Below are 339 nucleotides of genomic sequence, written 5' to 3'. Positions count from 1 at the left end.
CGTTCGGTACGGGTGATCACGAGCAGGAGTCCAACGCCCACCAGAACATGTCGGCGGCCAATTTCGACGCGGCCCGCTTCGGCGGACGTCACTGACACCCGGGGGATCAGGATCATGGGTCAGAATCTGGACCGGCTCAGCTACGACACCGGCGCCTCCACCGAGGTGCAGGGCGGTCTCGCCGGGATCGTCGGGCACCTGGAGCGTGTGCTGACCGACCGCGACCGGGCCGTGAAGGCAGCGATGGCGGAGTTCACCGCCGATGGTGTCTCGGACGAGTACCACGGCAAGGAGCTGCGCTGGAACAAGGCGGCGGCCGAGGTGCGGGAGATCATCCGG

At 67.6% G+C, this 339-nt stretch carries 1 protein-coding gene; it reads left to right on the top strand.

Going from position 1 to position 339, the window contains the following annotated elements; translation table 11 throughout:
• Positions 1-114: 114 nt before the first annotated feature.
• A partial coding sequence (locus tag ADK54_RS17210) for a pore-forming ESAT-6 family protein (protein WP_053726527.1) occupies positions 115-339 on the top strand: 225 nt, incomplete at its 3' end.

It is taken from the genome of Streptomyces sp. WM6378 (assembly GCF_001279695.1).
Lineage (GTDB): Bacteria > Actinomycetota > Actinomycetes > Streptomycetales > Streptomycetaceae > Streptomyces.
The sequence above is the reverse complement of the archived record's forward strand: the minus strand, read 5'-3'. Positions and strand labels throughout refer to the sequence as shown.